This is a genomic window from Actinokineospora sp. UV203 (assembly GCF_056323665.1).
This window is the reverse complement of record NZ_CM150484.1, coordinates 5,131,790-5,150,774: the sequence shown is the minus strand read 5'-3', so window position 1 is coordinate 5,150,774 and position 18,985 is coordinate 5,131,790. Positions and strand designations below refer to the sequence as shown.

The 18,985-nt window shown below is 68.9% G+C and carries 23 protein-coding genes; 11 read left to right on the top strand and 12 right to left on the bottom strand.

Features of this window, described 5'->3' with window-relative positions:
* Positions 1–60: 60 nt before the first annotated feature.
* A complete protein-coding gene (locus tag ACUZ2Y_RS24805) occupies positions 61–1,545 on the top strand; it encodes a bis-aminopropyl spermidine synthase family protein (RefSeq protein WP_476323035.1) in 1,485 nt (494 codons plus the stop codon).
* 136 nt (positions 1,546–1,681) lie between these two features.
* Here the strand turns inward: ACUZ2Y_RS24805 and ACUZ2Y_RS24800 are convergent, their stop codons facing one another.
* The 3 genes from ACUZ2Y_RS24800 to ACUZ2Y_RS24790 all read right to left on the bottom strand — a co-directional run bounded on the left by ACUZ2Y_RS24800 (position 1,682) and on the right by ACUZ2Y_RS24790 (position 6,432).
* Entirely contained in the window at positions 1,682–2,524 is an 843-nt protein-coding gene (locus tag ACUZ2Y_RS24800; RefSeq protein WP_476323032.1) for a helix-turn-helix domain-containing protein, read from the bottom strand.
* Positions 2,525–2,601: 77 nt separating this feature from the next.
* Positions 2,602–5,157 carry a bifunctional diguanylate cyclase/phosphodiesterase gene (locus ACUZ2Y_RS24795; RefSeq protein ID WP_476323028.1) on the bottom strand — a complete coding sequence of 852 codons (2,556 nt, stop codon included), beginning with the start codon at positions 5,155–5,157 and terminating at the stop codon, positions 2,602–2,604.
* Between the two features lie 63 nt (positions 5,158–5,220).
* Entirely contained in the window at positions 5,221–6,432 is a 1,212-nt protein-coding gene (locus ACUZ2Y_RS24790; RefSeq protein ID WP_476323025.1) for an NAD(P)-dependent malic enzyme, read from the bottom strand.
* 397 nt (positions 6,433–6,829) lie between these two features.
* Here ACUZ2Y_RS24790 and ACUZ2Y_RS24785 point away from each other — a divergent pair, with 397 nt between their 5' ends.
* Positions 6,830–7,426 (top strand): dTDP-4-dehydrorhamnose 3,5-epimerase family protein, encoded by a 597-nt coding sequence (locus ACUZ2Y_RS24785; RefSeq protein WP_476323022.1) that lies wholly within the window; start codon positions 6,830–6,832, stop codon positions 7,424–7,426.
* On the opposite strand, the gene ACUZ2Y_RS24780 is transcribed toward ACUZ2Y_RS24785, so the two are convergent.
* Positions 7,405–7,698, bottom strand: coding sequence for a S26 family signal peptidase (locus tag ACUZ2Y_RS24780; protein WP_476323019.1), 294 nt, complete (start codon positions 7,696–7,698; stop codon positions 7,405–7,407). The two genes, ACUZ2Y_RS24785 and ACUZ2Y_RS24780, sit on opposite strands and share 22 nt — an antisense overlap.
* 115 nt (positions 7,699–7,813) lie before the next feature.
* Between ACUZ2Y_RS24780 and sodN the strand changes: the two genes are divergently transcribed.
* Positions 7,814–8,221 carry a superoxide dismutase, Ni gene (gene sodN, locus ACUZ2Y_RS24775; protein WP_091381659.1) on the top strand — a complete coding sequence of 136 codons (408 nt, stop codon included), beginning with the start codon at positions 7,814–7,816 and terminating at the stop codon, positions 8,219–8,221.
* 72 nt (positions 8,222–8,293) lie between these two features.
* Here sodN and ACUZ2Y_RS24770 read toward each other — a convergent pair whose 3' ends face one another.
* Entirely contained in the window at positions 8,294–8,449 is a 156-nt protein-coding gene (locus tag ACUZ2Y_RS24770; protein ID WP_476323015.1) for a hypothetical protein, read from the bottom strand.
* Positions 8,450–8,666: 217 nt separating this feature from the next.
* On the opposite strand from ACUZ2Y_RS24770, the gene ACUZ2Y_RS24765 reads away from it, so the two are divergent.
* Both ACUZ2Y_RS24765 and ACUZ2Y_RS24760 read left to right on the top strand, forming a co-directional pair.
* Complete coding sequence (locus ACUZ2Y_RS24765) at positions 8,667–9,329, top strand: hypothetical protein (RefSeq protein WP_476323012.1); 663 nt, start codon at positions 8,667–8,669, stop codon at positions 9,327–9,329.
* A gap of 333 nt (positions 9,330–9,662) precedes the next feature.
* Positions 9,663–10,322, top strand: coding sequence for a hypothetical protein (locus ACUZ2Y_RS24760; protein ID WP_476323009.1), 660 nt, complete (start codon positions 9,663–9,665; stop codon positions 10,320–10,322).
* A gap of 466 nt (positions 10,323–10,788) precedes the next feature.
* Here the strand turns inward: ACUZ2Y_RS24760 and ACUZ2Y_RS24755 are convergent, their stop codons facing one another.
* Positions 10,789–11,256 carry a hotdog fold domain-containing protein gene (locus ACUZ2Y_RS24755; protein WP_476323006.1) on the bottom strand — a complete coding sequence of 156 codons (468 nt, stop codon included), beginning with the start codon at positions 11,254–11,256 and terminating at the stop codon, positions 10,789–10,791.
* A gap of 60 nt (positions 11,257–11,316) precedes the next feature.
* On the opposite strand from ACUZ2Y_RS24755, the gene ACUZ2Y_RS24750 reads away from it, so the two are divergent.
* Positions 11,317–11,898 carry an acid phosphatase gene (locus tag ACUZ2Y_RS24750; RefSeq protein WP_476323003.1) on the top strand — a complete coding sequence of 194 codons (582 nt, stop codon included), beginning with the start codon at positions 11,317–11,319 and terminating at the stop codon, positions 11,896–11,898.
* A 10-nt stretch (positions 11,899–11,908) separates the two neighbouring features.
* The gene (locus ACUZ2Y_RS24745) at positions 11,909–12,394 is read left to right on the top strand and encodes an N-acetyltransferase family protein (RefSeq protein ID WP_476323000.1); all 486 of its coding nucleotides are present in this window, start codon (positions 11,909–11,911) and stop codon (positions 12,392–12,394) included.
* Between the two features lie 51 nt (positions 12,395–12,445).
* On the opposite strand, the gene ACUZ2Y_RS24740 is transcribed toward ACUZ2Y_RS24745, so the two are convergent.
* Complete coding sequence (locus ACUZ2Y_RS24740) at positions 12,446–12,937, bottom strand: N-acetyltransferase family protein (RefSeq protein ID WP_476322997.1); 492 nt, start codon at positions 12,935–12,937, stop codon at positions 12,446–12,448.
* A 2-nt stretch (positions 12,938–12,939) separates the two neighbouring features.
* The gene (locus tag ACUZ2Y_RS24735) at positions 12,940–13,344 is read right to left on the bottom strand and encodes a hypothetical protein (RefSeq protein WP_476322994.1); all 405 of its coding nucleotides are present in this window, start codon (positions 13,342–13,344) and stop codon (positions 12,940–12,942) included.
* A gap of 301 nt (positions 13,345–13,645) precedes the next feature.
* Here ACUZ2Y_RS24735 and ACUZ2Y_RS24730 point away from each other — a divergent pair, with 301 nt between their 5' ends.
* Complete coding sequence (locus ACUZ2Y_RS24730) at positions 13,646–14,575, top strand: diacylglycerol/lipid kinase family protein (protein ID WP_476322991.1); 930 nt, start codon at positions 13,646–13,648, stop codon at positions 14,573–14,575.
* Positions 14,576–14,786: 211 nt separating this feature from the next.
* The gene (locus ACUZ2Y_RS24725; RefSeq protein WP_054051690.1) at positions 14,787–15,041 is read left to right on the top strand and encodes a WhiB family transcriptional regulator; all 255 of its coding nucleotides are present in this window, start codon (positions 14,787–14,789) and stop codon (positions 15,039–15,041) included.
* A 194-nt stretch (positions 15,042–15,235) separates the two neighbouring features.
* Here ACUZ2Y_RS24725 and ACUZ2Y_RS24720 read toward each other — a convergent pair whose 3' ends face one another.
* Positions 15,236–16,750: a sensor histidine kinase gene (locus ACUZ2Y_RS24720; protein WP_091381639.1), complete on the bottom strand. Its 1,515-nt coding sequence runs from the start codon at positions 16,748–16,750 to the stop codon at positions 15,236–15,238.
* Positions 16,751–16,800: 50 nt separating this feature from the next.
* Positions 16,801–17,016, bottom strand: a complete 216-nt coding sequence (locus tag ACUZ2Y_RS24715; protein WP_187220847.1) for a biotin/lipoyl-binding carrier protein — start codon at positions 17,014–17,016, stop codon at positions 16,801–16,803.
* 172 nt (positions 17,017–17,188) lie between these two features.
* On the opposite strand from ACUZ2Y_RS24715, the gene ACUZ2Y_RS24710 reads away from it, so the two are divergent.
* Positions 17,189–17,263 carry a 50S ribosomal protein bL37 gene (locus tag ACUZ2Y_RS24710; RefSeq protein ID WP_096498094.1) on the top strand — a complete coding sequence of 25 codons (75 nt, stop codon included), beginning with the start codon at positions 17,189–17,191 and terminating at the stop codon, positions 17,261–17,263.
* 60 nt (positions 17,264–17,323) lie between these two features.
* Here ACUZ2Y_RS24710 and rsrA read toward each other — a convergent pair whose 3' ends face one another.
* Positions 17,324–17,605, bottom strand: coding sequence for a mycothiol system anti-sigma-R factor (rsrA, locus tag ACUZ2Y_RS24705; protein WP_187220848.1), 282 nt, complete (start codon positions 17,603–17,605; stop codon positions 17,324–17,326).
* Positions 17,602–18,222, bottom strand: a complete 621-nt coding sequence (locus ACUZ2Y_RS24700; RefSeq protein ID WP_476322984.1) for a sigma-70 family RNA polymerase sigma factor — start codon at positions 18,220–18,222, stop codon at positions 17,602–17,604. Before ACUZ2Y_RS24700 ends, rsrA begins: the two co-directional genes overlap by 4 nt.
* A gap of 188 nt (positions 18,223–18,410) precedes the next feature.
* Here ACUZ2Y_RS24700 and ybaK point away from each other — a divergent pair, with 188 nt between their 5' ends.
* Entirely contained in the window at positions 18,411–18,890 is a 480-nt protein-coding gene (ybaK, locus tag ACUZ2Y_RS24695) for a Cys-tRNA(Pro) deacylase (protein ID WP_476322981.1), read from the top strand.
* Positions 18,891–18,985: the final 95 nt, after the last annotated feature.

The window sequence follows — 18,985 nt, the reverse complement described above, 5'->3', positions numbered from 1 at the left end:
TCCACGATCTAGGCCCCCTTGCGGCCATGGTGTCCACAGTCCTCATAGGCTCTCTTGACTGTGGCCGACTCCCTCGCGAACTTCCTCGCCGATCGCGGCGTGCACTCCCGCCCGCTGCGCCTGCTGGCCGCCGCGCTCACCGAGGGCCCGCGGACCCTGGACTGGCTGATCCGCACCAGCGCCGCCCCCCGCCGCACGGTCGAAGACCTCCTGGCCGCGGCGGGCGCCCAGCGCGACGGAGACCAGTGGCGACTCGACAAGGTCGACCCGGCCCTGGTCACCCCGCCGCCCACGGCGACCGATGACGAGTTGCGGCCGGTCTTCGAGCGCTACCTCGACGGTGTGCCCAAGCCCCGGCGCGCGCTCGACCACGTCCAGGCCGACCTCGACACGATGCTGCGCCGGGCCCGGTGGCTCGACGAGACCTACCACCTGCCGGGCGCGCGGCTGCTGTGCGTCGGCGACCACGACCTGACCGCCCTGGCCGCCTGCACCCTGCGGCCGGAGCTGTCGGCCACCGTCGTGGACCTCGACGAGGACCTGCTGGCCTACATCGACGCGACGGCCCGGGAGCGCGGGCTCGACATCCGCTGCCTGCACGCCGACCTGCGGTTCGGCGTGCCCGAGGTGGAAGCGGACCTGGTCTTCACCGACCCGCCGTACACGCCGGAGGGGATGCGGCTGTTCCTGGCGCGGGGCGTGGAGTCGCTGCGACCGGAGGGGCGGGTCGTGGTCGCCTATGGGTACAGCGAGCGGAACCCGGCGCTGGGGTTGAAGGTGCAGCAGGAGGTGCTGCGGCTGGGGCTGGTGTTCGAGGCGGTGCTGCCGGGGTTCAACCGGTACCTGGGCGCGCAGGCGGTGGGCAGCGCGAGCGATCTGTACGTGCTGCAGCCGACGGGCAAGTCGGCGAAGCTGGCCGAGGCGGCGGTCCGCGGCGGCGAGACCGGGATCTACACGCACGGCCCGCAGTCGATCGAGTCCACGGGCTCCGACCCGGCGGCCGTGGCAGCGCTCCTGCGGTTGACGCGCGGGGAGGACGCGGCCCAGCCGACGCTTCTCGGGCCGGGCTGGTCCGCACCGGTCCAGGCGGCCGGTTCGGTGGCATTCGACCTGAGCGCCGACCCCGGGCCGTGGCTGGCGCGGACGCTGCTGGCGGGGCCTTCGCGGCGGGTGGGGGCGTTGGTGGGCAACAACCATCCCGATATCGCCGACCAGCGCGGTCAGGTGGCGTTGCGGGAGTTGGTGGGGGCGAAGTACCGGCTCACGTTCCACCGCAGCACCCCGGACGGCAAACACGCGGTCGTCGTCGCCGAACCCGCGCAAACCGAAAGCGTCGCGGCAGCGTTGCTGGACCGGGTGCACGGCAAGCTCGGGAACCTCTGGCGGGAAGCGCTGATCAAGGCGAGCGGCGGGACGCTGACGAAGCGGGAGGCTCGGGAGCGGATCGCCGAGTTGGTGCCGGATGAAGCGGACCTGGGTGAGCGGCTGATCGATCTGCCCCGGCACCGCGTGGCGGCGATCCTCACGGCTGCGCAGAGCGGCTAGAGATCAGCCAACCGCTCCGGTGACCGCGACGATAGCGAGAACGCAGCGACCACCCATCGGGGTTTGAAGTCCCCCGCATGCGGATTTCGAGCGCGAAGGCGACCTCCACGCAGCCGGCCTCGGCATCCATCCTGTTTCAGCTTCGTTCGTAGTCGGCCACCATTCTCTTCAGGAAATTCACCGTATCGGCGGGTCCCAAGGCATGCCTGGCCAGATCAGCGGTACGTCCCTCGAACCTGTCGACGTCGGACGGGGCATGGAGGAAGCCGGACGCGCCATCATTCTCGATGTAGACGAGCGGCGCGTCTGACCTGAATTCCATCAACTTGTAGCTACCTGGTTTCCGATATCCGCCGTGCTTGAACGGGATCACCTGGATTGTGATTTCCGGCAGGTGCGCACGACTGATCAGCCAATGAAGCTGCTGAACCATCACCTCCGGACCGCCGAAGGAGCTGCGCAATACCGCTTCATCGATGATGGCCACGAACTTCGGGCTTACCGTCTTGGCCAGTACTTGCTGTCGTGCCAGTCGCGTGGCGACCCGTTCCGCACGTCCCTGGTCGTCGGTCGTCGCGAACGCCATGATCGCCCGGATATAGGCGGGTGTCTGGAGCAGGCCAGGGATGTATGCGGGCGCGAACTCGACCATCGACCCCGCCTGCGCTTCGAAACCCACCAGGGGAGCCAACAGCCGCGGCAGGCTGTCACCCGGTTCCAGCCATTCCCGACCGTCAAGGTTCTCCGCCAATTCGAGAATGCGCTGCCGATCGGCCCCGACGACCCCGTACAACGCCAAGAGTCCCGCTATGTCGGCGATCGATGAGACCCGCTTGGCCTTCTCAGTGCGATTCAGTGTCGCCACGGACAGCCCGATGGCCTTGGCCACTTCCCGGGTGGTCTTCCCGGTGAGGGCGCGGGCCGCCTTCAACTCCATCGCCAACGCCCGCAAGCGGGCGGGCTGCCGGTCTCTGATCATTGCCCAATCAGACCGGGGTGTCTCCGTACCCGCAACAGCCACGATCGGCGGAACGTTCTCACCCGTGGAAACAGCGGTCAGGCTCCGCTTGGGATGTGGACCGGGCCCATGCGGAGGATTTCGCGGAAGTCCTTGGCGGGCAGGGGGCGCGACAAGAGCCAGCCCTGGTAGGCGTCGACGCCGACACCCCGCAGCACATGGAACTGGGTGGCGTTCTCGACGCCTTCTGCGACGCAGCTTCGGCCCATCGCGCGGGCCATGTCGACCAAGGCGCGGGCGACGGCGAAGTCGGAGGCGTCCGTTGCCACGCCGGAGACGAAGCGGCGGTCGATCTTGATGATCTGCGCGGGCAGTTCCTTGAGCCTGGCCAGCGACGAGTAGCCGGTGCCGAAGTCGTCCACGGCGAAGCGCACGCCGCGTTCGACCAGTTCGGCCATGGCCTCGCGGCTGCGCGACGGCAGGTCGATCAGGCTGGTCTCGACGAGTTCGAGCACCACGCGGTCCCAGGAGACGCCGGTGGCCGCGACCGTGGCGCACACGACCTCGACGAACTCCGGGTCGCCGGGCACCAGGCCCGCCAGGTTGACGGCGATGCCGACTCCCCCGTCGAGGGTGCTTCCGTTGATCTGCGGCCACTCCGCCGCCTCGGTCAGCGCCGCGCGCAGGACCCAGCGGTCGAGTTCGCCCAGCAGGTCGCCCTGTTCGGCGACGGGGAGGAACTCGCCGGGCAGCAGCAACCCGCGTTCCGGGTGCGGCCAGCGGACCAGGGCCTCGGCGGAGAGCACCGTGCCGTCCGGGCCCACCACCGGCTGGTAATGCAGGATGAGCTGGTCGTTGGCGATGGCCTCACGCAACTGGCCTTCGAGGAGCATCTGGCTGTTGGCCGAGGCGATGAGGGCGTCGCTGGCCAGCGACACCCGCCCGGTGCCCCGCGCCTTCGCGGCGAACATGGCCGCGTCGGCGAAGCGCAGCAGGTCGGCGCCGCTGGTGTCCGGCCCGGACGGGACGGCCGCGCCGATGCAGGCCGACACGCGAAGCAGCTGGCCACGGACGGGGACCGCGGTGCGGAGCAGGCTCGCGGCGAGGTTGGCGAGCGCGTCGACACCGCCGACTTCCTCCACGTCGGAGCAGATGACCACGTACTCGTCGCCGGACATCCGGGCGACCGTGCAGCTCGGCGGCAGTCCCCGCTCCAGCCGCCGGGCCAGCGCGGTGATCAGCTCGTCGCCGACGTCGTGACCCAGGGAGTCGTTGACCCGCTTGAAGTTGTCGACGTCGCAGAACAGCAGCGCGATGCGTTCGAAGTCGCGTCCACCTAGCAGCTTCGCGAGGAGTTCCTTGACCGCCGCGCGGCCCGGCAGACCGGTCAGCTCGTCGTGGGTGGCCTGGTAGCGCAACCGTTCCGCGGCACGCCTGCGGTCGGTGACGTCGGCGAAGACCACCAACCAGAACCGCTGGCCGTCGTCGGCGACCGAGACCGTGGCGTTGAGCTCGCAGTACACCGGCTTGCCTGCCGCGGTGGCCAGCACTCGCTGTCCACTCTGGAACGAGTGGGAGCCGCCGCGGGGCGTGGCCCGGTCGTCGGGGTGGGTGAGCTGCTCGGCGGTCATCCCGCGCAGCTGGTCGAGGTCCATGCCCAGCAGCGAGCAGAGGGCGTCGTTGGCGTCGACGAGCCGCTCGGCGTCGTCGAACAGGGCGATGCCGACTGGTGTGATCGCGACCAGGTCGGTGAACCGCTTGCTGGAGCGCTGCATCCGCGTTTCCGTGGAGCGCTGCTCGGTGACGTCCTGGGCGGTGCCGATCATCACGGCGTCGCCGCTGTCGGGCCCGGCCGCCTCACCGCGGATGCGGAACACCCGGCGGGTGCCGTCGGGCCGGATGACCCGGTGCTCGCACTCCACTGGCCGCTTCATGCCGGCAAGTTCCTGCCACCGCTGGTCGACCCAGCCGCGGTCGTCGGGGTGGCAGAGCTCCAGATAATCCGCGTATGTGATCTTCGTCCCTGGCTCCACGCCCGCCAGTTCGTAGAGCATCGATGACCACAGGCAGTCACCGGTTTCGGTGTTCCACTCCCAGGTGCCGAGCCGGGCGACCCGCTGCGCCTCGCGGAAGAGCCTGCCGTCCTGGGTGAGCTGGCGCTCCATCGCGCGGAACTTCGTGAAGTCCTGCACGGTGCCGTGCACCTTCGACGGCTTGCCGTCGGCGTCGCACTCCGTGCGCGCCCGCACCAGGTAGGTGCGCTCACCAGCGAGGTCGCGCACTTCCAGCTCGATGGGCTGGGCCGATCGGTATCGGCACAGCCGCGAGCGGAAGCGCGCGACCGCGGGCTGGTCATCGGGGTGGACGAGGGTGAGCAGCTCATCGAGCGTGGCGCGCGGGGACAACCCGCACAACCTGCACAAACCGTCGGAGAGGTAGCCCAGACCTGAGGCCAGGTCGAACGTCCAACTGCCCAGTCGGGCTATCCGCTGGGCCTCCAGTAACAGGGCGCGTTCCGCGGCCACGTCCGCGAGTACATCCGCGGCGCTCGATTCGCCCCGGTCAGGCGCGAGAATGCGACCGGTGTCGACGTCGAGTGCTCCCGCGGGCCTCCCGGCTCCGGGAAGCCCGACGCGCACGACATGCTCGGCCACGGAGCGATCCCCTCCACCCTCGAGTAGGCGGGTGGGGCACCGCTGCCGAGCATCCCGCCGGCCTCAGGCTACCCCGTCCTCCTTCGCGGCCCGTGCCACCGCCGCCGCGACCTCGGGTGCGACCCGGGGGTCGAGGGCGCTCGGCACGATCTTGTCAACTGCCAAGTCCTCCTCGGCGACGGCCGCGATCGCGTCGGCGGCGGCCAGCTTCATCCGCTCGGTGATCCGGCGCGCGCCGGAGTCCAGTGCGCCGCGGAAGATGCCGGGGAAGGCGAGGACGTTGTTGATCTGGTTCGGGAAGTCGCTGCGCCCGGTGGCCACGATCGCCGCGTACTTGCGGGCGATGTCGGGGTGGATCTCCGGGTCGGGGTTCGACAGCGCGAACACTATGGATTCCTTGGCCATGGTGGCCACCACGTCCTCGGGCACGGTGCCCGCCGAGAGCCCGACGAAGACGTCGGCGCCCGCGAGCGCCTCGGCCTGGCCGCCGCGCAGCCCGTTGACGTTGGTGACCTTGGCCATCTGTTCCTTGATCGGGTTCAGATTGTCGCGGCCCTCGTGGATGATGCCGCGCGAGTCGAGCAGCGTCACGTCGCCCGCGCCCGCGGCCAGCAGGATCTTCGCGCAGGCGATGCCCGCGGCGCCCGCGCCCGCGATGACGACCCGCTGGTTCGCGATGTCCTTGCTCAGGACCGTGTTCGCCCCGCGCAGCGCGGCGAGGAGCACGATCGCGGTGCCGTGCTGGTCGTCGTGCATGACCGGGCAGTCCAGGGCCTCGATGAGCCGCTCTTCGAGCTCGAAGCAGCGCGGCGCGGAGATGTCCTCAAGGTTGACCGCGCCGAACGACGGGCGCAGCCGGACCAGGGTCTCGACGATCTCGTCGACGTTGGTCGTGTCGAGCACCAGCGGGATCGAGTCGAGTCCGCCGAAGATCTTGAACAGGGCGGCCTTGCCCTCCATGACCGGCAGCGACGCGCTGGCGCCGATGTCGCCGAGGCCGAGCACCGCCGTGCCGTCGGAGACGACCACCACGAGGCGCGAGGCCCACGTGTAGCGGGCCGCGAGCGAGGCGTCCTCGGCGATCGCGCGGCTCACCTTGGCCACCCCGGGGGTGTAGGCGATCGACAGCGACCTCGGGTCGGCCAGCGGCTTGGTGACCTCTACACCGAGCTTCCCGCCCTCGTGGGCGCGGAAGATCTCCTCATCGGTGATCGGGGCGGAATCGCTCACTGGGTCTTCTCGCAGAGTCTCTCGGTAGTCATTCAGTGCGGTCATGAGTGGCGTCCTCCAGGATCTCGCAGTGCGCTCACGGGCACACGCGAGCGGATTGCCGGACGGGGCTCCGAGTCCGGACACGGGCTTGTCTTCCAGTCGCACAGGCGCGGGGGTTGCGTCGTGGTTGACGGGACATCGGAGCTGGTCGACGGCGGGGGTTCCGGTCGCTTGCCCGGGGTGTTGGGCGGGCGACCGATGGACGCTGCGGTGCGCACAGTGTGACAGCACAAGTGTGACCTGTCTGCGGCCGGGATCACATCGAAGGCCGCCAAAGCCGCACGTCAGAAGCAGTTTCACCAAGACGTCCGTCCGGTTTGGTTTGTGACGGAGCCCTGTTCGGAGCGTTACACGTGGATGGTGCTCATTTCCGGAGAGGTCGATCACTAGGCTCGGGGCCATGCAGGCACGTGAACTGAAGGTCACCGGCGCGACCGAGTTCTCCCCTCGGACCTTCCCGGACAGTCGGGGCCTTTTCGTGTCGCCGTTCCAAGGGGAGGCGTTCGCCGAAGCGGTCGGACACCGGCTGACCGTCGCGCAGACGAACCACAGTCGCTCCCACCGCGGCACGATCCGCGGGCTGCACTTCTCCGACGTGCCGCCGGGTCAGGCCAAGTACGTCTACTGCCCGCAAGGCGCCCTGCTCGACTTCGTCGTCGACGTGCGGGTCGGCTCGCCGACGTACGGCGTCTGGGACGCCGTCCGGCTCGACACCGTCGATTTTCGCGCCGTGTACGTGCCGGAAGGGGTGGCGCACGGGTTCGTGGCGCTGGAGGACGACACGGTGCTGTCGTACCTGTGCTCCACCGGCTACAACCCGGGCTCCGAGCACGGCCTCAACCCGCTGGACCCGGACTTGGCGCTGCCCTGGTCCGTCGACGAGCCGATCCTGTCGGAGAAGGACGCCGCCGCCCCGTCCCTCGCCGAAGCGGCTGCCGCTGGGCTGCTGCCGACGTACGAGGCCTGCCTCGCGCGCTACGCGGACCTGCGGGGCTGAATCCGGCCCGGATTGGGCCACAGCCGCCAGCGGATCACGCCGTGCACTCGGGCAGGCCCGAGGTAGCGGGAGTCGGTTGAGGCCTCGGAGAAGTCGCCTTCGACATGCCAAAGGTGGCCGGCGGGCCGGACGGCGCGCTTGACGGAGAGCTGACCCGGCCTGCTCGGCCAGGTCACCAGCACCACGTCCCCGGGTTTGGGCGTTCCCCGGATCGCCAGAACGACGTCGCCGCCAGACAACGCGGGCGCCATGGACGCACCGCGCACCGTCACCCGTCTGAGCGGCATTCGACTTTCGAGAGTCAACGATCACCTCCACCTGCCCGCTCATCGTGCCCGGAGTAGGGTCGAATCGTCGGAGCACCCCCCGTTCGCCCATGGAGGAACAATGCGACTGTTGTCGCGCTTTCTCGCGCCTCGACTGGAGGCCACAGCCCACTGTGACCTTCCGTGTGGCGTGTACGACCCGGCCCAGGCCCGCATCGAAGCCGAGTCGGTGAAGGCGGTCCAGCAGAAGTACCAGGACAACGAGGACCCCGAGTTCCGCACGCGCGCGGTCCTGATCGCCGAGCAGCGCAGCGAGCTCGTCAAGCACCACCTGTGGGTCCTGTGGACGGACTACTTCAAGCCGCCGCACTTCGAGAAGTACCCGGAACTGCACGACCTGTTCAACCGCGCCACCAAGGCCGCGGGCGCGGGCGGCACCAAGGGTTCGATGGACCCGGCCACCGGCCAGGCCCTGCTCGACCTGATCGGCGAGATCGACAAGATCTTCTGGGAGACCAAGAAGGCCTGACGCCGTAGCGCGTCGAAACGGCGCTGACCAGCGAGAACATCTCGCTGGTCGGCGCCGTTTCGCATTGTCCCGCTACGCCGGTAGCGCGCTCATCCGACGCTGCTCGACCATCGCGGCGGCGAACACGTCCTGCAATATCCGCACGGTGTCGGCGGAGGGCAGACGGGCGGTTTCGCCGGGCGGGACGGAGATCCCGATGTTCCCCTCCGCGTCGAGATAGACGGACATCTCACGATGCCGTCCAGCCGCGTCGATACACGGCACGGTTCGTATCCACTGGTGCGAGCTGATCGCGACCACCTCCTGGTGCAAGTGCGAAGGTTCGCACACGGTGTTCCTCGCGTGGGCGGGGCCCGCGTTAGCCGTCCCGGTCAGGGTCCGCTCCGGGTCGTGGCCAGGGTCTTACCTGATGATCTTGCCGCAGTCACCGGACAGGCTTGGCCGCATGAAGAGTTCACGCCTGGCCGCCACGTTCGCCGCCGCCGCCGCGCTGGTCGGCCTCGCCGCCGCCCCGGCCGCCGCCGTCACACCTGAGTTCACCTTCGCCGACTGCCCCACCGTCCTGCCGACCGGCGCAGACCCGGCCAAATGGCGCTGTGAGGAGATGGCGGCCACCGGAACCGTCAAGTTCGGCACGCTGCCCACCCTCGACTTGCCGATGCTGCGGATGACCTTCGCCGAGGGCACCCTCGACGGCCGCTTCGCCCAAACCTTCGGCGCGCTGCGAGCGGAGCCGGTGCGGGTGCCGCGCAGCCACCTGTCGTTGGAGTTCCAGTACGGCGGGTTCTCGGACTTCCAGTCGAACGACCAGCGCATGGGCGAGGTGCACCTGAAGCTGGCGGTCAAGGGGTTCGGGGTGCCTTCGACCTGCGCGATCGGAACCGACGCGGAGCCGATCCGGTTCGTGGTGAAGCGGCGGACACCGACCGAGGTGGTCTCGACGAACCCGCTGGTGGTGCGGTTCAGCATCGCCGACACGGCGTTCACGGTGCCTCGATCGAGTGGGTGTGGGCCGTTCAGCCGGATGATCGACACGCGGCTCGGGCTGCCGTCGGCTGAGGGGAACTCCCTGGTGCTGCACAACAGGGTGGGGATCCGCGGGTACTAGCCGGCGTCTATGCGATTTGACACTGGCGCGTCTAGTGGGCTAGACGTACGATGTGGTCAACAAACGGTTGCGACCTAGCGCCATGCTGAGCTTGGTACGCAAACGAGCCCGAGGTCACAACCTCCGGGTCAGGGAAATGCCGGGCCGAGGAAAGGGGTCACACACGCTGTACGTGATTTTGGATGAACACGACGGGGAAGTCGGCCGATTCGCAATGACCGGCCATTCGCGCGAGATGTCGCGGACCGTCATGAACACCATCGAACAAGCCCTGACGCCGATCTTCGGCGACAAATGGACGGAGGATCGATGAGCGATCTCCCGGTCTACCCGGTGACCGTCACCCGGGAGGACGGCCTGTGGGTGGCAGTTGTCGACGGGCTTGCGGGTGGCGCGACCGACGTCGACCGTTTCGACGAACTGCAGGACACCGTCGTGGACCTGATCTCAACGCTGACGGACCTTGAATTCGGTGAATTCTGGATCCAGTGGCAGTTCCTCCAGGGCAGCCACCAATCGTTCGAGATGCTCCGAGACCTGCGCCAATGGGAGAAGCAAGCCGACTTCGCGAACTTGTGTCGTGACGCGGCCCGCTGGCAACTTGCCAACGAGCTGCGCGACGCAGGACTGAGCCTGCGCGAAATCGCCGAGGTCATCGGCACCTCACATCAGCGGATCGCGCAGATCCTGGACAAGGAGCCCCCCAAGGACATCCTTGACCCCAGATTGTCGGACTTGGTCGCCCAGGCGGGCGATCCGGCACCCACCCGGCTGGCAGGCACGGTCGCGCAGCTCACGAGATTGGCGGACAAATCGGAACCGCCAGTCGAAGTGACTTATCCGCGGCCACTGTTGGGCGTGCTCGTCTTCTACCTCGACGCGGCACTGCATATCGCGCCTGGGCCGCGGCACGACCTGTTCACCACGACGGCGTCCTTTATGGATGACGTCGCCGAGGATCCGGCGTTGCGACACGTTCCCCACTCGGCCTGACCCGGACGAGTCGGGAGCCATGAACACTGGACGAGATCTGCCAGACAGCGCCGTGCGCATCGGACAACTGCCGCTCGTTGAGCAACTGGCGGCCCTGCGCGCGGCGTTGTCGCGCGACGAGGTGCTGATGGAGGTGCTGGGCCGGGCGACCCGACTTGCACTGTCGGGTCGGTATGCCGCCGCCGGCGCGGTGTTCCAGACGGTGTGGAACAACGCGCCGCACCCGTGTTCGACGGAGTCCCGCGCCCGTCGGCACCGAAGACGCGATCGACCCTTCGCGGCCACCACTTGCCGCCTCGGGATCAGGCTCGACGGCGACCGGTGGCGGGTGTACGCGCCGCACGGCTCGCGGACGTGTTTCAACGTGGTCGCGCGGCCCACCCCGTCCTCGCGCGGCGAGAAGTCTACGAAGCCAAGACCCGCCGCTGGCAGCGGGAGTGGGCGCAGCTCACGGTCCTGCCGTGGCCTACTTCGGCGACACCCTGATCGTGATGGTCGCCGCGACGACCTCCTTGCCATCGGTGTCGAGGATGGACACCGGCACCGGCAGGTCGAACGGCTCCGCGCCGAACGTCGGGATCTCGGGGAGTTCGGCGACCGCGCGCAGGCTGGTGTTGGCCTTCGCCGTGTACGCCACCGTCATGCCCTTGGGGATCCACCGGTGGCTCGTCGGCACGGTGGCCTCGGCCAGCATGCCCATCGCGCATTCCGCCAGGTTGCACGCGGCGATGGCGTGGAACGTGTGGATGTGGTTGTGGACACCCCACCACTTCGGCGAGCGGACCTCGCAGCGGCCGGGGCGCATGTCGACGACCGTCGGCAGGATGGTGCCGAAGTAGGGCACGCGCACGGACATCGCCACGGAGAACAGGCGGTTGCCCAGGGGACGCTCGGCGAGCTTGCGCCACATCGCGTAGGTCTTGGTCGACGTCATGAGAATTAAGCTACTTCCCAGTAGGTTTTGTGGCAAGCGTGAGCATTTAGGATTCGGGTCATGCATGAGCCGGCGGTCTACCTGCTGCGCCACGGCGCCACCGAGTGGTCGGAGAACGGGCGGCACACCGGCCGCACGGACATCGACCTGACCAGCGACGGCGAGGCGGGCGCCCGGCGCGCGGGCGCGCTGCTGGCCGCCCTTCGCGGCGACCGACCCGCGCTCGTGCTCTCGAGTCCGCGCATCCGGGCGACCAGGACCGCCGAGCTGGCGGGCCTCACCGTCGATGAGACGACCGAGGACCTCGCCGAGTGGGACTACGGCGACTACGAGGGCCTCACCACGCCCCAGATCCGCGAGACCGTGCCCGGCTGGACCGTCTGGACCCACCCCTGCCCGAACGGCGAGACCGCCGCGGCCGTGGGCGAACGCGCCGCGAAGGTCGTACACCGGATCCGCGAAGCCGACGGTGACGTCGTCCTGATCGGGCACGGGCACTTCAGCCGCGTCCTGGTCTCCACCTGGATCGGACAGCCCGCCGCCTTCGGCGTCCACTTCGGACTCGAAGCGGCCGGGCTCAGCATTCTCGGCGACGAACGCGGCGTGCCGCAGGTCCGCAGGCTCAACGTCCCCGCCCGGTAAGGAGAAACCCTTGTCAGACCCCAGGATCCGCCGCGTCACCGAGTCCGATGTGGACGCTGTGGTGGGCCTCGTGCACGAGCTGGCCGACTACGAGCGCGCACCCGACGAGTGCCACTTGACCGCCGAGCAACTCCACACCGCACTGTTCGGCGAGGCGCCCGCGCTGTTCGGGCACGTGGCCGAAGTGAACGGCGAGGTCGTCGGCTGCGCGCTGTGGTTCCTGAACTTCTCAACCTGGCGCGGGGTGCACGGCATCTACCTCGAAGACCTCTACGTCAGCCCGTCGCAGCGCGGGTCCGGTCTGGGCAAGGCGCTGCTGGTCGAACTGGCCGCGGAGTGCGCCAAGCGCGGCCTGGAGCGGCTGGAGTGGTCGGTGCTCGACTGGAACGAGCCCGCGATCGGCTTCTACAAGTCGATCGGCGCCGTGCCGATGGACGAGTGGACCGTCTACCGGCTCACCGACGACGCCCTCAAAGACCTCGCCGAGCAAGGCTGAATTCGCTGTATATACCCACTTTACCTACCACGGTCAGGCCCGTTCGGTGTTTCAGGCCACAAGCCGGCGGTACATGATGTGGATGTCGGCGAAGCCCTGTGTGGGGTGACGGAACGCGCCGGGGACCGTGCCGACGATCTTGAAGCCGAGCGACTCCCACAGCGCGATCGCGCCGGTGTTGGTCGAGACGACGGCGTTGAACTGCATCGCCTGGTAGCGCTGCGCGCGGGCCGCGGAGAGCACGTGGTGGGCCAGCGTCCGGCCGATTCCCTCGCCCGCCCGGTCCGGGTCCACCATGAATCCCGCGTTGGCCACGTGGTCGCCCAGGCCGGGCTGGTTGGGCTTGAGCAGTGCCGTGCCGACGATCCGGTCGCCGTCCTCGGCGACGAAGACCGCCGCGGGCGCGGGCAGCATCCACACCGCCCGCGCGCTGTCCTCATCGGTCGCGGGGTCCCACAGGTACGTCTCGCCCGTGGCCACCACGCGGTGCCAGAGCGGCCAGATTCGCTCCCAGTCGGCCGAAGCGGCCTCGCGCACGCGCATGGTCAGCTCTGCGCCTCGTCGTCGCCCTGGGCCCACACTGAGGACTGGTTGTGGAACAGCAGCACCAGGGTCCCGATCACCAGCAGCCCGAACGGCACGCCGAACTCCGGGCGGCCGGACGGGCCGAAGACGTACCAGGCGACGCCGAGCAGCAGCAGCTGCGCGACGATCGCGGGCCCGCGCGCCCAGTGCTTGCCCAGCAGCAGCCCGACGCCGACGGCCACGACACCGCCCGCGAGCACGGTGAAGTACGCGGCCTCGCCGTAGACGTTGTTGCCTGGTGTGGAGCCGCCGCCCGCCGCGTGGACCAGCAGGATGACGGCGAAGACGAGGCCCGTGAGCCCCTGCAGGGCGACGAGCAGGCCCGCGCCGAGGATGGTCCGAGGGGCGTCGGAAACGATTCGCACGGCGGCCTTTCAGGGACGTCATTTAGCGCACGATGACAGTGCGTGCACACCCCCGATCGTATGCCACCCGGACGGCCGTCGTGCTTTGTCGTACCCAGGGTGGATGATCACGGGTGTCAGTTCCTCGCGGATCGACGAGCAGACGGTCGTCTGGGTGCACTCGTTGAGACCGAGGCCGAGCGGGAGTCGTGTGGAAGGGGCTCGAACTCGATCACGGGAGACCCGAAGGGATGACGCCGAGCCCACCCGATTGGGGTGGGCGATGGCGGAGCGGATGCGCATGCTGCCTTACGCTGCGGTAATGCGTGCAGTCCTTGTGGTGAACCCGCAGGCCACGGCGACCACGCCGGCAGGCCGCGACGTGCTCGCGCACGCGTTGGCCAGCCAGGTGAAGCTCGACGTCGTGGAGACCGACTACCGCGGCCACGCGATGGCCGCGGCCGCGCAGGCGGCGGTCGACAATGTCGACCTGGTCGTGGCGCACGGCGGCGACGGCACGGTCAACGAGGTCGTCAACGGGCTGCTCGCGGCCGGTCCGACGGCGAGCACGCCGATGCTCGGGGTCGTGCCGGGTGGCTCGGCGAACGTCTTCGCGCGGGCCCTGGGGCTGCCGCGCAATCCCGTCGAGGCCACGCACATGCTGCTGCGCGCCCTCGAGGACGGCCGCAGCCGCCGCGTCGGGCTCGGGTCCGTCGACATCGGGGCCGGACAGAGCCGCTGGTTCACCTTCAGCGCGGGCATGGGCTGGGACGCCGACGTCGTCGCCGACGTCGACCGCAAGCGCGGGAAGAAGGCCAGCCCGGCGCTCTACGCGCGCGTGGCGGCCGCCCGGTACGTCCGCCCGGGCCACAGCAGGCCCGACCTGACCATCGAGATCCCCGGCGAGGACCCCATCGAGGGCCTGCGGCTGGCGTTCGTGTCCAACACCGATCCGTGGACCTATATGGGCACGCGGGCGATCCACCTCAACCACGGCTGCTCGTTCGAGACCGGCCTGGGGCTCTTCGCGCTGCGGACCCTGCGGATGCCCACCGTGCTGCGGCACGTGAGCCAGGCGTTCAGCGCGAACGGCGAGACCAAGGGCAAGAATCTGGTCCGCCGCGACGACGTCGCGAAGATCGTCGTGAGCGCCGCCGAACCAGTGCGGCTGCAGTGTGACGGAGACCTCATCGGAGCCCGCACCAGAGTCGAATTCACCTCTGTCCCCGGGGCGCTCGCGGTCGCGATCTGATCTATCGGTCCAGACCAGCAGCGCGTGAGACCAAATCGTTGCTCTCTGGAGCGATAGTGCGCTGACGTCGATCTTTCGGGTGAGTTCACTCACCGGCTGTCGATGAACCCTTGACATACGGCTGGTTCGTGAAACCATTCACAAGCACCCCGACGACCGGATGACGACTAGTGGCGCGCTATCTGCGCGCCCGAGCGAGGAGCAAGTAGAAATGGACTGGCGCCACCGCGCGGCCTGCCGTGACGAGGACCCCGAGCTGTTCTTCCCCGTGGGAACAAGCGGCCCGGCGATCCTGCAGGTCTCCGAGGCGAAGGCCGTTTGCCACCGCTGCCCCGTCGCTTCCAACTGCCTGTCCTGGGCACTCGAGAGCGGCCAGGATGCTGGCGTTTGGGGCGGAATGAGCGAGGACGAGCGTCGCGCGCTGAAGCGCCGCAACGCTCGGACCCGGGCACGTAGCAACGCCTGAGCTTCCCGCAACACCGAAAGGCCCCCAACCCCCATTGCGCAGGGTTGGGGGCCTTTCGTATGCAATTGCGCGTTATCGCACAAGGCAATTCACGCGAATAAGGATGCGGCTCGCCGCATAAGACCCCGGTGACGCCTCGACGATGACCATGCGCCAATGGTCAAGACCCGCGGTGCGGTTATGACGCGAAACCGCTAGCGGCGCTGGGAGAGCGGGACGCGCAGGACCGCTTCGGTGCCCTTGGGGTCACGGCGGCGCAGCGACAGGGTGCCACGGAGTTCGGACTCGACCAGGGTGCGGACAATCTGCAGGCCCAGGCCGTTCTGCCGTTCCAGGGAGAACCCGCTCGGCAGGCCCCGGCCGTCGTCGGCGACCACCACGTCGAGCCAGCGCGAGGAGCGTTCCGCGGCGACGACGACCTCACCGGAGTGCCCGGCCGGGTAGGCGTGTTCGACGGCGTTCTGGACCAGTTCGGTCAGGACCATCACCAGCGGCGTGGCGACCTCCGCGGCGACGACCCCGAACTGCCCGGTCTTGCGGACCTTCACGTGGCTCTCGGCCACCGCGACGTCGCCGACGACCGGGATCACCTTGTCCACCAACGCATCCAGGTCGACGCGCTCGTCGACCGAAGTCGACAGGGTCTCGTGCACCATGGCGATCGCGGCGACCCGGCGGACCGACTCGGCGAGGGCTTCCTTCGCCTCCGGGCTGTTGGTCCGGCGTGACTGCAGGCGCAGCAGCGCGGCCACGGTCTGCAGGTTGTTCTTCACCCGGTGGTGGATCTCGCGGATCGTCGCGTCCTTCGACAGGAGCGCGCGGTCGCGGCGGCGGACCTCGGTGACGTCGCGGCACAGGACCAGCGCGCCCGCCGAGGTGCCGCGCGGGCGCAAGGGCAGCGCGCGGAACAGCACCGCGGCGCCGCGGCGGGACTCCGCCTCGGCCCGCATGCTGGTCTGGCCGTCGAGGGCGAGCAGGATGCGCTGGGCGATCTCGGTGGCGTCGAACGGGTCGGCGATCAGCGACCTGGTCAGCGGCGCGAGGCGGACGCCGACGAGGTCGGCGGCGTGGCCCATGCGGTGGTACGCCGAGAGCGCGTTGGGGCTGGCGAAGACCACCGCGCCCGCCGGGTCGAGCCGGATGAGGCCGTCGCCGACGCGTGGGCTGGTGTGCACGTCCGGGGACGGCTCGGCGGTCGGGAACGAGCCGTCGGTGACCATCTGGCACAGGTCGCCCGCGATCCCGAGGTAGGCGATCTCCAGGGCGCTGGGAACCCGGGGCACGGCCAGGTTGGTCTCGCGGGACAGCACGGCCACGATCTCGCCGCCGAACGACACCGGGATGACCTCGCGGCGGACCGGGACACCGAGGTGCCAGCGCGGGTCCTCCTCGCGGCAGATCCGGCGCTCGGCGATGGCCCGGCGCAGCTGCGGGTGTTCGAGCACCGTGGTGTGGCTGCCGACAACGTCGTCGGGGTGCGCGGTCGGCGCGGTCGTCGGCCGCGCCTGCGCCACGCAGAGGAAGCGCTCCTCGGCGTCGGGTGGGAGCGGCTTGCCGTCGTCGCCCTCGGTCTGGGCGACCCACAGCAGGAAGTCGGCGAAAGACAGGTCCGAGAGCAGCTGCCACTCCGCGACGACGGTCTGCAGGTGGTCGATCGCGCCGACGGACAGGCCCGTGTGGTCGGCGAGAAGGTCGGCCAGAGTGGACACTTGTGCTCCGGACTACTCGCGAAAGCGCTGGTCAGAGCCAGTGCCGGGGGTTATTCGACGACGGCGATCAGGTCGTGTTCCTGGACGACGTCGCCCTCCTTGACGGCGAGCTTGGTCAGCGTGCCGTCTTCCTCGGTCAGTACCGGGATCTCCATCTTCATGGACTCCAGGATCACCACGGTGTCACCCGCGACCAGGGTCTGCCCCTCGTGGGCGACAACCTTCAGCACGTTGGCGACGATCTCGGCCTCGATCTGCTGGCCCATCGACCGTTCCTCCTCAAGCGAGTTCTGCTCGGCACAATCCAACCACGTATCGGCCCTGGCGAACGCGACAACGAGCACGTGGCAAAATTGTCAGCGAAGGTGTGCCGTCCGAGTGCCATCGGTGTGCTAGACGGCCCATGCTCATGCTCAGCCCTACGTAGGAGGAACTCCGATGTCGAAGCGCGCCCGCAAGCGTCGTGACCGTAAGAAGGGTGGCGCGAACCACGGTAAGCGCCCCAACGCCTGAGCATCCGCTCACGTACGACAGAGGCCCCGGCAACTGCCGGGGCCTCTGTCGTGCACAAGACTATTCCTTGATGTTCACTCCACCGTGTTTGATCACGGTCTGCCGGATGGACGCGCGCAGGCGCTCCTTGAACTCGTCCGGGGCGTGGTCGCCGCCGCACTTGCGGGCCAGCAGGATCTTCAGGTGCTCCTCGATGCCGTACTGCTCCAGGCATGGGCTGCACTCGTTGAGGTGGCGCTCCAGGACGGCGCGGCGGGTGACGTCGCACTCCTGGTCGAGGAACAGCCAGACCTCGTTGAGGACGTCGGAGCAGTCGGTCTCGTGGTGGTTCCCGCAGCTCACTTCCCCGTCACCTCCCGCGACGCCGAGCGCATGAACCCACGTTCCCTGGCCACGTCGGCCAACAGGTCGCGCAGCAGCCGCCTGCCGCGGTGCAGCCGCGACATGACGGTGCCGATGGGGGTGCCCATGATCTCGGCGATCTCCTTGTACGCGAAGCCTTCCACGTCCGCCAGGTATACCGCGAGGCGGAACTCCTCGGGAAGTTCCTGCAGGGCCTTCTTGACGTCGTCGTCGGGCAGCAGGTCCATCGCCTCGACCTCGGCGGAGCGCAGCCCGCTGGAGGTGTGGTTCTCGGCCTTGGCGAGCTGCCAGTCGGTGATCTCGTCGGTAGGCGACTGCAGCGGCTGCCGCTGACGCTTGCGGTAGCCGTTGATGTAGGTGTTGGTCAGGATGCGGTACAGCCAGGCCTTGAGGTTGGTGCCCGCGGAGAAGGACTCGAACGCGGAGAAGGCCTTGAGGTACGTCTCCTGGACCAGGTCCTCGGCGTCGGCGGGGTTGCGCGTCATGCGCAGGGCGGCCGAGTAGAGCTGGTCGATCATGGGCATGGCGTCGCGCTCGAACCGCTCGGCCCGCTGGGCGGAGGTCTCGATCGCAGTGGTCGCGTCGGTGCGCGGCACCGTGCTCCCTTCGATCGTCGGATGCGCATACGGCTTCGATGAGCTTACGCGGCCGACGCCCGGGCGGCTGTGGCCCGAGACACGCGCGGGGCGTGAGCTCGGACGCTTCGATTCATGGATCAGCTCGGTCAGCACATCCCGGACAACACACGTGCGTGGCCGTGCATTCCCGGATCTAAGGTGTTCTCGTGGCTGGACGAGGGACACCTGCGACTTCACTGTTGGTGAAGCGATCGATCACACATCGTTTGCACTCCTACGAGCACGATCCGCGGGAGTCGTATGGCCTCGAAGCCGCTTCCGCCCTCGGTGTTTCGCCGGAGCGCGTGTTCAAGACGCTGTTGGCTGAGGTCGACGGGGTGTTGACGGTGGGGGTGGTGCCGGTGGTGCACCAGCTCGACCTCAAGGCTTTGGCCGCGGCAGTCGGTGGCAAGCGGGCGAAGATGGCGGATGTGGCGCTGGCGGAGCGGACCACGGGGTATGTGGCGGGCGGGATCTCGCCTCTTGGGCAGCGCAAGCGGCTGGCTACGGTGCTCGATGAGAGTGCTTTGGGGTTCGAGACGATGTTTTGTTCGGGTGGGCGGCGTGGGTTGGAGATCGAGGTCGCGCCCGCTGATCTGGTGGCCTTGTTGTCGGCTCGGGTGGCGCCGATCTCGGCTCGGACCTGAACTGGTCTCGTTGCTGGTGCCTGTTGAGTCGTTCGCGGGCCGGCTGCGCGGGTGGGCCGGTTTGGGCGCTCGCGTACAGGGGGGTGGGGGCGCAT

Coding starts and splice junctions, on each gene's coding strand:
- ACUZ2Y_RS24800 (WP_476323032.1), bottom strand. CDS start 2,524: ATGATCAGAGACCGGCAGCCCGCCCGCTTGCGGGCGTTGGCGATGGAG.
- ACUZ2Y_RS24790 (WP_476323025.1), bottom strand. CDS start 6,432: ATGACCGCACTGAATGACTACCGAGAGACTCTGCGAGAAGACCCAGTG.
- ACUZ2Y_RS24785 (WP_476323022.1), top strand. CDS start 6,830: ATGCAGGCACGTGAACTGAAGGTCACCGGCGCGACCGAGTTCTCCCCT.
- sodN (WP_091381659.1), top strand. CDS start 7,814: ATGCGACTGTTGTCGCGCTTTCTCGCGCCTCGACTGGAGGCCACAGCC.
- ACUZ2Y_RS24770 (WP_476323015.1), bottom strand. CDS start 8,449: ATGTCCGTCTATCTCGACGCGGAGGGGAACATCGGGATCTCCGTCCCG.
- ACUZ2Y_RS24765 (WP_476323012.1), top strand. CDS start 8,667: ATGAAGAGTTCACGCCTGGCCGCCACGTTCGCCGCCGCCGCCGCGCTG.
- ACUZ2Y_RS24755 (WP_476323006.1), bottom strand. CDS start 11,256: ATGACGTCGACCAAGACCTACGCGATGTGGCGCAAGCTCGCCGAGCGT.
- ACUZ2Y_RS24750 (WP_476323003.1), top strand. CDS start 11,317: ATGCATGAGCCGGCGGTCTACCTGCTGCGCCACGGCGCCACCGAGTGG.
- ACUZ2Y_RS24740 (WP_476322997.1), bottom strand. CDS start 12,937: ATGCGCGTGCGCGAGGCCGCTTCGGCCGACTGGGAGCGAATCTGGCCG.
- ACUZ2Y_RS24730 (WP_476322991.1), top strand. CDS start 13,646: ATGCGTGCAGTCCTTGTGGTGAACCCGCAGGCCACGGCGACCACGCCG.
- ACUZ2Y_RS24725 (WP_054051690.1), top strand. CDS start 14,787: ATGGACTGGCGCCACCGCGCGGCCTGCCGTGACGAGGACCCCGAGCTG.
- ACUZ2Y_RS24715 (WP_187220847.1), bottom strand. CDS start 17,016: ATGGGCCAGCAGATCGAGGCCGAGATCGTCGCCAACGTGCTGAAGGTT.